Source organism: Nonomuraea sp. NPDC023979 (genome assembly GCF_040639085.1).
Classification (GTDB): Bacteria; Actinomycetota; Actinomycetes; order Streptosporangiales; family Streptosporangiaceae; genus Nonomuraea; species Nonomuraea ceibae.
On sequence record NZ_JBEZZG010000029.1, the window covers coordinates 1 to 13246 of the forward strand.

Consider the following 13246-nt stretch of genomic DNA (forward strand, 5'->3'; position numbering starts at 1 on the left):
GCCAGCGCCGCCTGCTCGGGCGAGAGCGTGGGCGGCTGCGGCGGCGGCGAGCCCGCCAGCACCGAGCGCACCCGGCGCACGAGGTCGGCGACGAGCCCGGCCTTCCAGGCGTTCCAGGCGGCGGGGCCGGTCGCGGCGCCGTCGGCGACGGCCAGCGCGGCCAGCAGGTCCAGCACGTCGCGCGAGCCGACGGTGGCGGCGACCTTTTCGATCGTGACCGGGTCGTCCAGGTCGCGGCGGGTGGCCGTCTCGGGCAGCAGCAGGTGGTGGCGCACCACGGTGGCCAGCACGTCCACGTCGGCCGGGGGCAGGCCGATGCGCGCGCCGAGGTCGCGCACCACGACCTCGCCCGTGACCGAGTGGTCGCCCGGCCAGCCCTTGCCGATGTCGTGGAAGAGCGCGGAGATCAGCAACAGGTCGGGCCGCGAGACCTCGCGGGTGTGGCCGGCCGCGTTCGCGGCGGCCTCGATCAGGTGCCGGTCGACGGTGAAACGGTGGATCGGATGGCGCTGCGGCCGGTGCCGTACGCGCTCCCAGTCAGGAAGCAGTCTGACAAGGATGCCCGCCTGGTCGAGCTCCTCCCACACGGGCACGGCGGCGCGCCCGGCGCCGAGGATCGACACCAGCGCGTCACGCGCCTCCTCCGGCCACGGCACCGGCATCGGAGGCGACTGAGCTGCGAGAACGGACACCGTGGCGGGCGCCAGCGGCAGCCCCGCCCCGGCCGCCGCGGCGGCGGCCCGCAGCACCAGCACCGGGTCCTTGCGCGGCGACACCCCCCGGGCGAGCACCACCTCCCCACCGTGCTCCACCACCCCGTCGGCCAGCGGACGCCGCCCGCGCGGCACCGGGCCTGACAGCAGCCTGTCAACGGAACGCCAGGTGCCGTCGAAGGCGTGCGAGATCGTCCGGCCCGCCTCCGCGAGCCTGCGCATGAGCGCCTCCGCGTCGAGCAGGCCCAGCAGCCCCGCCACCGCGTCCTGCTCCTGCAGCACCAGCCGGTCCGCGCCGCGCGCGGTGACCACGTGCAGCGCGTGCCTGACGTCCAGGATGAACTCGTACGCCTCCCGCGCCCGCGGGCCGGGGGCCGAGGCCACCCACGCCGCCGCCACCGCCTGCATCGCCTGCACGTCGCGCAGCCCGCCCCGGCCGTCCTTGAGATCGGGTTCGAGGAGGAAGGCCAGCTCGCCGCTGACCTTGGCCCGCTGGTCGGCCGACTCGCGCAGCTCGGCGAGCCGCCGCCGCGAGTCGGCCCGCCACTCGGCCAGCACGCCCTCCCTGGCCCGGCGCGTCAGCTCCGGGTCGCCGGCCACGTGCCGGGCCTGGATGAGGCCCAGCACGGCCTTGAGGTCCTGCCTGGCCACCGAGACGGCCTCGTCCACCGTGCGCACCGAGTGGTCGAGCCCGGCGGCCGAGTCCCAGATCGGGTACCAGATCCGGTCGGCGATCCTGGCCACGTCCGGCCGGCCGTCGTGCAGCAGGACCAGGTCGAGGTCGCTGCCCGGGGCCAGCTCGCCGCGGCCCAGACTGCCGACGGCGACGAGGGAGACGCGCTCCCCGTCGCTCGCCGTGCGGAAGAGATCCCTGAGCCAGCGGTCGGTGTCCGCGGCCCGCTCCTTGCGGGCCGCGGCGTAGGACCGCGCCTCTCCCCTCGTCACAGGGCTTCCGGCCCCCGCTCCCCGGTGCGCACCCGGACCACCGTGTCCACCGGGACGGACCAGACCTTGCCGTCGCCGATCTTGCCCGTCTGGGCCGCCTTGACGATGACGTCGATGACGTCCTCGGCGTCGTCCTCCTCGGCCAGCACCTCCAGCCGGACCTTGGGCACCAGGTCGACCTGGTACTCGGCGCCCCGGTAGACCTCGGTGTGGCCGCGCTGGCGGCCGTAGCCGCTCGCCTCGCTGACCGTCATGCCCTTGATGCCGAACTGCTCCAGGGCCGCTTTCACGTCATCGAGCTTGAAGGGCTTGATGACGGCTGTGATGAGCCTCATGCTTCCACCTTCTTGGGGGCCGGCTTATTGGGGGCAGGGGTGACGGTGACGGGGCCGTTGGGGGAGGTCACGCCCGAGGCGTAGACGGTGCCGAGGTCGTAGCCGGTCTCGGCGTGGCTGGTGACGTCGATGCCGGTCACCTCGTCCTCGGGCTTGACGCGGAAGCCCATCGTCTTGTCGATGACCTTGGCGATGACCCAGGTGACGGCGAACGAGTAGGCGCCGACCACGACCGGGCCGAGCACCTGCAGCCCGAGCTGGCCGAGGCCGCCGCCGTAGAACAGGCCCTTGCTCTGCTGCGGCAGGAACGGGTAGGCGGCCACGAAGCCGAGCGCCACCGCGCCCACGACGCCGCCCACGAGGTGCACGCCGACCACGTCGAGCGAGTCGTCGAAGCCGAGCCGGTACTTCAGGCCGACCGCGTAGGCGCAGGCCGCGCCGGCGAGCAGGCCGATGAGCATGGCCGCCCACGGGTCGACGAAGCCGCACGCCGGGGTGATGGCGACGAGCCCGGCGACCGCGCCGGAGGCGACGCCCAGGCTGGTGGCGTGGCCGTCGCGCAGCTTCTCCACCACGAGCCAGGCGCCCGCCGCGACGGCGGTGGCGATCTGCGTGTTCATGAACGCCAGCGCGGCCGTGCCGTCGACCGCCAGCTCCGAGCCCGCGTTGAAGCCGAACCAGCCGAACCACAGCAGGCCCGCGCCGAGCAGCACCAGCGTCAGGTTGTGCGGCCGCATCGGCTCCTTGCGCCAGCCCTGCCGCTTGCCGATCACCAGGGCGAGCGCGAGCGCGGCGGCTCCGGCGTTGATGTGGACGACGGTGCCGCCCGCGAAGTCCTCGATGCCCATCGCGTTGAGCCAGCCGCCGGTGCCCCACACCCAGTGCGCGACCGGGACGTACACGATCGTCGCCCACACCACGGTGAACAGCACCCAGGCGCCGAACTTGGCCCGGTCCGCGATCGCGCCGCTGATCAGGGCGACCGTGATGATGGCGAACGTCAGCTGGAAGGCCGCGAACAGCAGGCTCGGCATGCCCGTGCCGTCGTCCTTGGTCGCGGTGTCGACCAGGCTCTGCAGGCCGAGCGCGTCGAACCCGCCGACGAGGTTGTTGAGCGCGGGGCTCGGGTTCTCGGTGAAGGCCAGCGAGTAGCCGAACAGCACCCAGATGACGGTGACGGTGATGATCGCGGCGAACGACATCATCATCATGTTCAGGACGCTCTTGGCCCTGGTCATACCACCGTAGAAGAACGCGAGGCCGGGAGTCATCAACAGCACCAGCGCGGTGGCCGCGAGCATCCAGGCCGTGGTGCCGGTATCGATCTGCACGGCGACCCTCCTTAAATGTGACGTGTCGCCACAGCGTGTTCGCCGCCGGTTTCGGCCCTCCACCTGGTGTGTTTCGCATGGGTGAATCTCGCCGCGCCGGTGTTTCACCCGCGTTTCGGACAGTTCACGCGGCCCGTTGCGGTCCTATGAGCCCCGCCCGCAAGGGGCTTCAGCGGGCCAGGCGCACCGGATCGCCCTGCGCGATCGTGCCGGGGCGCAGCACGCGCGCGTACACGCCCGCGCACGGCTGGGGGCCGGTGCCGAGCACGTCCACCCGGTTGTGCCGGGCCGGGGTGCGCAGCGCGTCGGTGTCGCGCCCCAGCTCGCCGTGGGCCAGCGTCGGCACCGCGCAGCGCGGCGTCGGCGCGATGACGCCGAGCACCAGCTCGTCGCCCACCGCCAGCTCCGCGCCCACCCAGGCGTTCTCCGGGAACCCGGGCTCGGGCGTCGTGATCACCAGGTTCGGCCGGTAGCGGGCCGCCTCGACCACCCCGCGGGGCCCCAGCTCGCCGATCCTGGCCAGCGCCGACGTGGTGATCAGATGGACGGGCGCGAAGTCGAAGAACGTGCCCTCGGGCGCCGCCCCGCCCAGCCCGCCGACCGTGAACGGCACCTCCGCGTCGACGCCCCGGTCCAGCACCTCGTCCGGCACCGACCGCTCCAGCTCGGCGCCCTCGGGCGGCGTGTCCACCAGCCGGACCTCGCGGCCCAGCAGCTCCGACAGCTCCGCGTCACCGGGCGCCGCGCCGCCGCACAGCGTCAGCAGCCCGCGCCACAGCCTCGGGTTCTTGGCACTGGCGATCTTCCCGGTCGCCACGTCGAGCACGGCCTTCACCCGGTCACCGGCCAGCCCGCGCTCGCTCACGCTGCTGGCCGCGACCTCCTCGCCCAGCATCGACTTGACCGGATAACGGAACAGGGACGCGATCTCACCAATCTGCATGCCCGGAATCCTAGGTACCCGGTGCGGCGAGCTCAGGCGGCGGCGTCGGCCATCCGCCGCAGCCGCGCCAGCGCGTCACGCTCGATGCGCCGCGCCCGGTCACGGCCGATGCCGTAGCGCTCCCCCACCTCGGTCAGCGTGTGCTCGCGCCCGTCGACCAGCCCGTAACGCCACCGCAGCATCTCGCTCGCGTCACCCTCCAGCCCGGTCAGCCACTGGTCCAGCCGCTCGCGCTCCAGGATGTCGATCGCCTGCTGCTCCGGATCCGCCCACGTCTCGTCGGCGATCATGTCGCCCAGCTCGGTCTCGTCCTCGTCACCCACGCCGAGCTGCAACGACACCGGGTCGGACGCCCAGCGGCGCAGCTCGCGCACCCGCTCGATGGGCAGCTCCAGCACCGCCGCGAGATCCTCGTCGGTCGGCTCCACGTCGAACTCGGCCAGCATGTCGCGCCGCACCCGCATCAGCCGCGTCATCTGCTCACCGGCGTGCGTCGGCAGCCGCACCGGCCGCGCCTGCTCGTGAATCGCCCGGCCCACCGACTGCCGGATCCACCACGTGGCATAGGTGGAGAACTTGTAACCCCGCTTGTAGTCGAACTTCTCCACCGCCCGGACCAGCCCGAGGTTGCCCTCCTGGACCAGGTCGATGAGCGGCATCCCGCGCCCCGAATACTTGCGGGCCACCGCCACCACCAGGCGCAGGTTCGCCTGGATGAACTCGTCCTTCGCCCGCTGGCCGGAGACGGCCAGCCGCTCCAGCTCCTCGTCCGCCGCGTCCCCGATCCGCGGCTCCGCGCCCCCGCTGTCGAGCAGCACCTCGGCGAAGAGGCCCGCCTCGATCCGCTTGGCGAGCTCCACCTCTTGCTCCGCCGTGAGCAGCGGGACCCTGCCGATCTCCGCCAGGTAGGTCCCCAGCAGATCGCGGTCGGCGACCGCCTGCTCCTGCGCGCGACTCCCCGTAGGCCTTGCCATCCCCAGGCACCTCGTTCCGCAGCTGCGTTCTATATCCGGCCAACGTCCGGCCAGGGGCAAAGATTCCCTAAAGGACTACGACCAGCGGACGGTTCTGGATGTCCTCCTAAAGGAGGAGGCCGTCCTGGAACACCTGGTGAACAAGGGGAACGCCGGGCCGGTAAGCCAGATGAACGTAGGAGGGCGCGTCGAGGATGACGAGGTCGGCACGCGCGCCGGGACCCAGCCAGCCTACGTCCGTCCGCCGCAGCGCGCGCGCCCCGCCCACCGTCGCGGCCCGCACCGCCTCCAGCGGCGTCATCCCCATCTCCCGCACCGCCAGCGCCACGCAGAACGGCATCGACGAGGTGAACGACGAGCCCGGGTTGCAGTCGGTCGCCAGCGCCACCGTCACCCCCGCGTCGATCAGCCGCCTGGCGTCCGGGTACGGCGAGCGCGTGGAGAACTCCGCCCCCGGCAGCAGCGTCGCCACCGTCTCCGAGGCGGCGAGCGCGTCGACGTCGGCGGCGCTCAGATGCGTGCAGTGGTCGGCCGAGGCCGCGCCCAGCTCGCACGCCAGCCGCACCCCCGGCCCCTCGCCGAGCTGGTTGGCGTGCACCCTGGCCTGCAGCCCCGCCTTCAGTCCGGCCCTGAGGATCTCCGCCGACTGCTCGCCGTCGAAGGCGCCGCGCTCGCAGAAGACGTCCACCCACTTCGCGTACGGGGCGCAGGCCGCCAGCATGTCACCCGTGACCAGCCGGACGTAGTCGTCGGCGTCCACGCCCGCCGGCACCACGTGCGCGCCGAGGAACGTGGTCTCGTCGGTCAGCGACGTGGCGATCTCCAGCGAGCGCCGCTCGTCCTCCACGGACAGGCCGTAACCGCTCTTGATCTCCACGGTCGTCGTGCCCTGCGCCAGCATCTCGGCGACCAGCGCGGCGGCCCGCGTGGCCAGCTCCGCGTCGCCCGCCGCCCGGGTGGCCTCGACCGTCGTCCTGATGCCGCCGCCCGTGTAGCGCTCCCCCGACATGCGGGCCCGGAACTCGGCGGTGCGGTCGCCTCCGAACACCAGATGCGCGTGACTGTCCACGAACCCCGGAATCACCGCCCTGCCCCCGGCGTCCACCCGCCGATCGGCCGCCGGGGCCCGCCCCGCCGGTCCCGCCCAGGCGACCAGGCCGTCCTCCAGCACGAGCGCCGCCCCGGCGACCTCCTCCCGCTCCGGATCCCCCGTGTAGAGCAACCCGATCCCGTCGATCACCGTCGTCGTCATCGCACCCGTCCCGCCCTCGTCGCCGTCATCGTCACCGTCATGCCGTCATGCCGTCATGCCGTCATCGCCGTCCCGCGCGGGTCGTCCCGCGCGGTCATCTCACGCGGCCGATCGCGTCGGCCAGCATCGCGCCGACGTCCCCCAGCTCGTGGCGGCCATCGGACACCACCCGGCGGCCCCCGGAGATCACCGAGCGCACGTCCGCCGCCGTCGCCGCGAACACCACCGCCTCCAGCCCGCCCGCACCCGCCGTACGCACCGAGTCCAGGCCCACCGTCACCAGATCCGCCCACGCCCCCGGCACCAGCAGCCCCGCCTCCGGGAACCCCAGCGACGCGTGCCCCGCCGCCGTCGCCGCGCCCAGCAGCTCGGCGGCGCTCCAATGGCCGCGCCGCTCCGTCGCCAGCCGCTCGTCCAGCTCGACCGCCCGCGCCTCCTCGAACAGGTCCACGACCGCGTGACTGTCGGACCCCAGCGTCACCGGCGCCCCCCGGTCGTACACCCTCCTCGCCGGCCCGATCCCGTCGGCCAGATCCCGCTCCGTCGTCGGGCACATGCACACGTGCGTCCCCGACTGCCCGAGCAGCTCCACGTCCACCTCCGACAGATGGGTGGCGTGCACCGCCGTCGAACGCGGGCCCAGCGCCCCCTGCTCGTGCAGCACCTGCACGGGGGTCGCCGCGTACGTCTCCACGCAGGCGGCGTTCTCCGCCCGCTGCTCCGACACGTGCGCGTGCAGCGGAGCGGCGTGCCGGTGCGAGAACTCCACCACCACCGGCATCTGCTCCGGCGGCACCGCCCGCACCGAATGGATCGCCGCGCCGATCTCCACGTCCGGCTGGCCCTCGTACGCGGCGGCCAGCTCCTCCGCCCGCACCGCCCACCCGTCCGCGTCACCGTCGCCGAACCGCAACTGCGCCCCCGCCAGCGCCCGCCCCGGCCCGCCCGCCACATAACAGGCGTCGATCAGCGCGATCCGCAGCCCCGCCTCCCGCGCCGCCTGCACCAGCGCGTGCCCCATCGTGTTCGGATCGATGTACGGCGTGCCGCCCGGGCCGTGGTGCAGGTAGTGGAACTCCCCCACACTCGTGATCCCTGCCAGCGCCATCTCGGCGTAGACCGCCCGGGCCAGCGCCAGATACGCGTCCGGATCCAGCCGCGCGGCCACCTCGTACATCTGGTCGCGCCACGTCCAGAAATCCCCCTTGCCGCCCTGTGTCACACCCCGCATCGCCCGGTGGAAGGCGTGCGAATGCGCGTTGGCCAGGCCCGGGATCGTCAACCCCGGCAGCCGGTGCGCGCCCCCGGGCTCACCCCGGCGCACCCCGACGATCCGGGCGCCCTCCACCTCGACCAGCACCCCGGCCGCCACGCCGTCGGGCAGCCAGGCCTGCTCGCACCAGTAGGTCAGCGGCACAGCTCCTCCAGCACGTTCGCGAGTGCGGCGACTCCCGCCTCGCAGTCTGCCTGCTCGGCATGCTCATCCGGGGCATGGGACACGCCGGTGGGGTTGCGCACGAACAACATCGCGCTCGGCACCCCGGCCGCCGCCAGGATCCCCGCGTCATGCCCGGCCCCGGTCGCCAGCACCGGCACCTCACCCCCCACTGCCCGCCCCACCCGCTCCCGCAACCCCACATCGAACCCGACCAGCGGCGTCCAGGACTCCTCCCGCACCACCACCCCACCCCGCAAGCCCGACCCCTCACCCGGAGCCAAACCGCCCTCCTCGAAGCCCCGACGCTTCACCGAACCCACGTAACCCCCCGAGGAGCCCGCACCGCCGTACGGGGCTGCGGCCTCCCCCGAGGAGGAGCCACCCACCGAAGCCACCCCACCCTCCGGGACCGCACCGCCCTGGGAGGCCGCGCCCCCCGTGGAGGCCGCGCCGTACGGGGCCGGGGCCTGGCCCCGGACCGAGTTGCCCGGCGGGGGCTGGGGGCTGGGGGAACCGGCTGGGGTGCGGGGTTCGGGGGGTTGGGGGGCGGCGGGGTGAACGGGCGGGGCGGTGAGGTGGTGGAGGTCGGCCACGAGGGCGCGGACGTCGGCCTCGGCGGGCCCGCGGGCGTCGAGCCAGGCGGACACGAGCCCCGGGACGGCGTTGGCGTTGTTGGGGGAGACGAGCACCTTGCCCACGGTGGCGACGACGCCGCGGCGGGCGGCGTGCTCACGGGCGGCGAGGACGAGGCGGGCCAGCGCGAGCATGGGGTCGTGCCGGTCGGCGAGCCGGGTGGTGCCGGCGTGGTTGGCCTGGCCGCGCAGGTCGAAGCGCCACCGCCCGTGGGGCCAGATGCCGCTGGCGACGCCGACGGGCCGGCCGTGCTCGACGAGCCCCTTGCCCTGTTCGACGTGGAGTTCGACGAAGACGCCGATGGCGCGCAGGGTCTCGGGGTCGGGGCCGAGGGCGCGGGGGTCGCGTCCGAGGCGGGTGAGGACGTCGGCGAGGGTGTCGCCGTGGTCGTCGGTGAGCCCGAGCGCCCGTTCGGGGGTGAGCGCGCCGGTGAGGAGCCGGGATCCGACGCAGGGGACGCCGAATCGGGCGCCTTCCTCGTCGGTGAAGCAGACGACGCCGAGGGGCCGGCGGGGCTGGAAGCCGCGGCGGCGCAGCAGGTCGATGGCGGCGAAGGCGGACACGACGCCGAGCGGCCCGTCGTAGGCGCCGCCCTGGCGGACGGAGTCGAGGTGGCTGCCGGTGACGACGCCGGGCTCGCGGGCGGGGTCGCCCCACCAGGCCCACAGGTTGCCGTTGCGGTCTTCGCGCAGGTCGAGCCCGCGGCGCGTGGCCTCGCCGGCGAACCATTCGCGCAGTTCCTGGTCGGCGTGCGACCAGGCGTCCCGTACGTAGCCTCCGGTGGCGGGGTCGCGGCCCACGCGCGCGAGATCTTCAAGCATGGACCCACTGTAGTGAATGGATCCATTCAGGCGGTCAGGTGAGGGGTCCCGCGCTCGGCCGGAGGGTGAGTTCGGTGAGGTGCGCGTCGGGCCCGGCGGTGCAGGCGGCGTGGATGGCGCGGGCGACGCTCTGCGCGGTGAGGTACTTCTCGGGCTCGTACGCCCCGCGTTCCTGCTCGCGTACGCCGCGCTGCATGTCGGTGTCGATCCGCCCGGGGTAGACGGTGGTGACGCGCAGCTCGGGCTCTTCGAGGCGGAGCGCGTCGGCGAACGAGCGCAGCGCGAACTTGCTGGCCGAGTAGGCGGCCCAGCCGGGGTTGGCGCGCTGGCCGGCGCCGGAGTTGACGCAGATCACGTGGCCTCGGGCACGGCGCAGGGCGGGCAGGAGGAGCCGGGTGAGCTCGGCGACCGCGAACAGGTTGAGCTCCATGGTCTCGCGCCACACGGAGGCGGGCAGGTCGCCGATGCGGCCGAGCCGGGTGAGGCCGGCGCTGTGGACGAGCACGTCGAGCCGGTCGATCCCGGCGACGTCGGCTTCGGTGACGGAGGTCAGCTCGACCGGCCAGGCCCGCGCGCCGGGCAGCTCGGCGGCCAGCGCCGAGAGCGCGTCGCGGTCGCGGCCGCCGAGGATGACGTGGTGGGTCGGGGCGAAGGCCCGGGCCACGGCCGCGCCCACCCCGCGTGAGGCCCCGGTGACCAGGGCCGTCGGTCGTTCGCTCATGACGGGAAGCCTCTCACGCTTGACAGGCATTCAAATTTGAATACAAACTTGAGTGTGTCCACAGCATCCACGACCCGCATCCTCATCCTCGGCACCCTCCTCGACGGCCCGCTCAACGGCTATCAGGTGCGCAGGCACCTGGAGACGTGGGGCACCGACACCTGGGCCAACGTCAAGTTCGGCTCGATCTACCACGGCCTCGGCAAGATGGCCGACGAGGGCCTGCTGGAGGTGGTCGAGGGCGGCAAGGGCGGTTCCACGGTCTATCAGCTGACGGAGGACGGCCGGTTCGAGTTCCACCGGCTGCTGATGCAGACCTGGCACGAGCTCCAGCCGATCGTCGACCCGTTCCAGGTGGCGGTCACGTATCTCGACCGGCTCGAGAAGTCCCAGATCCTGGCCGCCATGGAGAACAGGATCGAGCAGCTCAAGCTGGGCATCGCGACGACCGAGCGGGCGCTCGGCGCCAAGCAGCGTTACGGCGCCCCCCGCCACATCGACGAGAACCTCAAGCTCAACATCGGCACGCTGCGCGCGCAGCTCGAATGGTGCCAGCAGGCGATGCGGAAGGTGGAAGACGACGAGCTTCCCTAGGGAGAAGCATGATCATTCAGGCACATGGGTTAAAGAAGACCTTCACCACCAAGAGCCGCAAAGGACCCCAGACGGTCGAGGCCGTCCGAGGCGTGGACCTGGAGGTGAAGGCCGGCGAGATCTACGGCGTGCTCGGCCCCAACGGCGCCGGCAAGACCACGACGATCCGGATGCTCGCCACGCTGATCAGGCCCGACGCGGGCACCGCCACGATCACCGGCCACGACCTGCTCAGGGAGCCGGCGATGGTCCGGCGCAACCTCGGCTACGTGAGCCAGAACGGCGGCGTCGAGGAGCAGAACACCGCGCGGACGCAGATCGTCTTCGCGGCCAGGCTGTACGGGGTGCCGCAGCCGGAGAAGGCGACCGCCGCGGTGCTGGAGCGGTTCGGCCTGGCGGAGATCGCCGACCGGCCGGGCCGTACCCTCTCCGGAGGCCAGAAGCGGCGCGTGTCGATCGCCCTCGGCCTGGTCCACACGCCGCCGCTGCTGTTCCTGGACGAGCCGACCACCGGCCTCGACCCGCAGAACCGCGCCAACCTGTGGGACCGCATCAGGGAGTTGCGCGACGGCGGCACCAGCGTGCTGCTCAGCACCCACTACCTGGAGGAGGCCGACGCGCTCTGCGACCGGCTGGCGATCGTCGACCACGGCGTGGTCGTCGCCGACGGCACCCCGGCGGAGCTGAAGCGCGAGGTGTCCGGCGACGTGGTGACGCTCAGGCTGGCCGAGCCGGAGCGGGCCGCCGGCACGCTGGCGCCGCTGGCCAAGGACACCCGCGTGGACGACGACGTGCTGCGCGTGTACGTGGACGACGGCGAGCACACGCTGCCGGTGCTGCTGCGCACGCTGGAGGAGCAGCGGCTGGGCATCACGTCCGTCTCGCTCGACCGGGCGACGCTCGACGACGTCTTCCTGGCCAAGACGGGCCGGTCCCTGCGTGACACGGGGGTGGCCGCGTGATCAGGGACACCGCGCTCTTCCTGGGCCACGAGATGCGCGGCACGCTGCGCAACCCGATCTGGCCGCTGTTCGGCATCATGCAGCCGGTGATGTACCTGCTGCTGTTCGGCCCGCTGTACGCGGGCATGGGGGCCGGGGGCGACCTCGGCCGGGCGCTGACCTCGTTCGCGCCGGGCATGCTGGTCATCACGGCGCTGTTCAGCTCAATGGGCGTCGCGTACGGGACGATCTACGAGATGCGCAGCGGCGTGCTGGAGCGGATCGCGGTCACGCCGGCGTGGCGGCCGGCGATCGTGCTCGGCCGGATGCTGCGCGACGTGGCCGTGCTGATGGCGCAGTCGCTCGTGGTGATCCTCATCGCGGTGCTCATGGGCCTGCGCATCGGCGTGGCCGGGCTGCTGCTCATGCTGCTGCTGCTCGGCGTCACGGGGCTGTTCTCCTCCGGCGTGGCGTACGGGCTGGCGTTCGGCTTGAAGGACGAGAACGCGATGGGGCAGATCATGCAGTTCTTCGCGCTGCCGCTGATGCTGCTGTCGGGCGCGCTGCTGCCGATGGCGCTGGGCCCCGACTGGCTGGAGCGGGTCGCCTGGTTCACGCCCTTCTACCATCCGGTCGAGGCCGGCCGGGCGCTGTTCGCCGGTGACCTGACGGACCTGTCGATCCCGCTGGCGTTCGCCGTGATGCTGGGCCTGGCGGCGCTGACCGTCACCTGGTCGGTGCGCTCGCTACGGCGGATCGCCGGTTAGGAACGTGCCGGTCTCGTCCGTCATCCGCTCGTACTCCTCCAGCCGCGCCTGGGTGCGCAGCGGCGCGGCGTCGGCCATGGCCTCCACCAGGGCCATCGCCAGGGCGAGCGGGGCGGCGTGCGAGTCGAACACGAGCCGGTCGCCGACGGGCGCGTCGAGCACCACCTCGGCGGGGAAGTCGGCCCGGTCGCAGATCGCCGCCACCCGGTAGCCGAGCTTCCCGGCGTACTCCAGCGCCTGCATGACCTCGGCCGGGTAGCGCGGCAGCACGACGGCCACCAGCCATTCGGCGCCGGCCCGGCGCGCCGCGTGCAGCCCGTCGGCCAGCTCGGACCCGCCGTGGGTGAGCAGCCGGACGTCGGGGTGGATGCGCCGGGTGTAGTAGGCGAACGTGGTGGCGAGCCCCGCCGAGACCCGCAGCCCGAGCACGGGCAGCGGCTCGGCGGCGGCCAGCGACGCGCCGAGCTCCTTGAGCGGCAGGCTGCCGAGCCGGTCACGGACCAGCGACAGGTTGCGGATCTCCCGGTCGATGGCCCCCTTGATCAGGCTCTCCTGCGGCCGTTCGGCGGGGGCGCCGAGCACCAGCGGGCGCAGCGCCTGCCGCAGCTCCGGGTAGCCGGCGAACCCCAGCACCATCGCGAACCTGGTCACCGACGGCTGGCTCACGCCCGACCGTTCGGCCAGCTCGACGCTGGACAGGAAGATCGCCTCTTCGAGGTGCTCCGACAGGTAGTGGGCGATCCTGCGCTGCACCGGTGACAGCCTCCGGCCGTCGAGCAGCCCGTCCAGCCCGCCGTGGTATGCGCCCGTCACGCCTCCTCCAACACCGCGGCCACGG

Annotated in this window: 13 protein-coding genes; 3 read left to right on the forward strand and 10 right to left on the reverse strand. The window is 73.2% G+C overall.

From position 1 onward, the window contains the following. The 9 genes from AB0G11_RS36240 to AB0G11_RS36280 form a co-directional block, all read right to left on the reverse strand. Nucleotides 1–1658 (reverse strand): [protein-PII] uridylyltransferase (locus tag AB0G11_RS36240; protein WP_357591246.1); only part of this gene is annotated, 1658 nt, incomplete at its 3' end. Continuing rightward, nucleotides 1655–1993: a P-II family nitrogen regulator gene (locus AB0G11_RS36245; RefSeq protein WP_093259464.1), complete on the reverse strand. Its 339-nt coding sequence runs from the start codon at nt 1991–1993 to the stop codon at nt 1655–1657. The genes AB0G11_RS36245 and AB0G11_RS36240, both read right to left, overlap by 4 nt. After that, a complete protein-coding gene (locus AB0G11_RS36250; RefSeq protein ID WP_357591247.1) occupies nt 1990–3324 on the reverse strand; it encodes an ammonium transporter in 1335 nt (444 codons plus the stop codon). Before AB0G11_RS36250 ends, AB0G11_RS36245 begins: the two co-directional genes overlap by 4 nt. Nucleotides 3325–3493: 169 nt before the next feature. Continuing rightward, entirely contained in the window at nt 3494–4267 is a 774-nt protein-coding gene (locus AB0G11_RS36255; RefSeq protein ID WP_246647119.1) for an MOSC domain-containing protein, read from the reverse strand. A 32-nt stretch (nt 4268–4299) separates the two neighbouring features. After that, nucleotides 4300–5241, reverse strand: a complete 942-nt coding sequence (locus AB0G11_RS36260) for a sigma-70 family RNA polymerase sigma factor (protein ID WP_219519642.1) — start codon at nt 5239–5241, stop codon at nt 4300–4302. Nucleotides 5242–5347: 106 nt separating this feature from the next. Further along, entirely contained in the window at nt 5348–6493 is a 1146-nt protein-coding gene (gene hutI / locus AB0G11_RS36265) for an imidazolonepropionase (protein ID WP_219519645.1), read from the reverse strand. Between the two features lie 94 nt (nt 6494–6587). Then, entirely contained in the window at nt 6588–7910 is a 1323-nt protein-coding gene (locus AB0G11_RS36270) for a formimidoylglutamate deiminase (RefSeq protein WP_357591248.1), read from the reverse strand. Beyond that, nucleotides 7901–9385 (reverse strand): allantoate amidohydrolase, encoded by a 1485-nt coding sequence (locus AB0G11_RS36275; protein WP_357591249.1) that lies wholly within the window; start codon nt 9383–9385, stop codon nt 7901–7903. The genes AB0G11_RS36270 and AB0G11_RS36275 overlap by 10 nt, the downstream gene beginning before the upstream one ends. 34 nt (nt 9386–9419) lie before the next feature. Next, nucleotides 9420–10106 (reverse strand): SDR family oxidoreductase, encoded by a 687-nt coding sequence (locus AB0G11_RS36280; protein WP_219510419.1) that lies wholly within the window; start codon nt 10104–10106, stop codon nt 9420–9422. 54 nt (nt 10107–10160) lie between these two features. Here AB0G11_RS36280 and AB0G11_RS36285 point away from each other — a divergent pair, with 54 nt between their 5' ends. Genes AB0G11_RS36285 through AB0G11_RS36295 form a run of 3 tightly spaced genes read left to right on the forward strand, consistent with a single transcriptional unit; the run spans nt 10161 to nt 12408 of the window. Continuing rightward, nucleotides 10161–10700 carry a PadR family transcriptional regulator gene (locus tag AB0G11_RS36285; protein ID WP_219510418.1) on the forward strand — a complete coding sequence of 180 codons (540 nt, stop codon included), beginning with the start codon at nt 10161–10163 and terminating at the stop codon, nt 10698–10700. Between the two features lie 8 nt (nt 10701–10708). After that, complete coding sequence (locus AB0G11_RS36290) at nt 10709–11662, forward strand: ATP-binding cassette domain-containing protein (protein ID WP_357591250.1); 954 nt, start codon at nt 10709–10711, stop codon at nt 11660–11662. Then, nucleotides 11659–12408, forward strand: coding sequence for an ABC transporter permease (locus tag AB0G11_RS36295; RefSeq protein WP_357591251.1), 750 nt, complete (start codon nt 11659–11661; stop codon nt 12406–12408). The genes AB0G11_RS36290 and AB0G11_RS36295 overlap by 4 nt, the downstream gene beginning before the upstream one ends. Here the strand turns inward: AB0G11_RS36295 and AB0G11_RS36300 are convergent. After that, nucleotides 12388–13221, reverse strand: coding sequence for a MurR/RpiR family transcriptional regulator (locus AB0G11_RS36300; RefSeq protein WP_357591252.1), 834 nt, complete (start codon nt 13219–13221; stop codon nt 12388–12390). The genes AB0G11_RS36295 and AB0G11_RS36300 overlap by 21 nt on opposite strands. Nucleotides 13222–13246 lie beyond the last annotated feature (25 nt).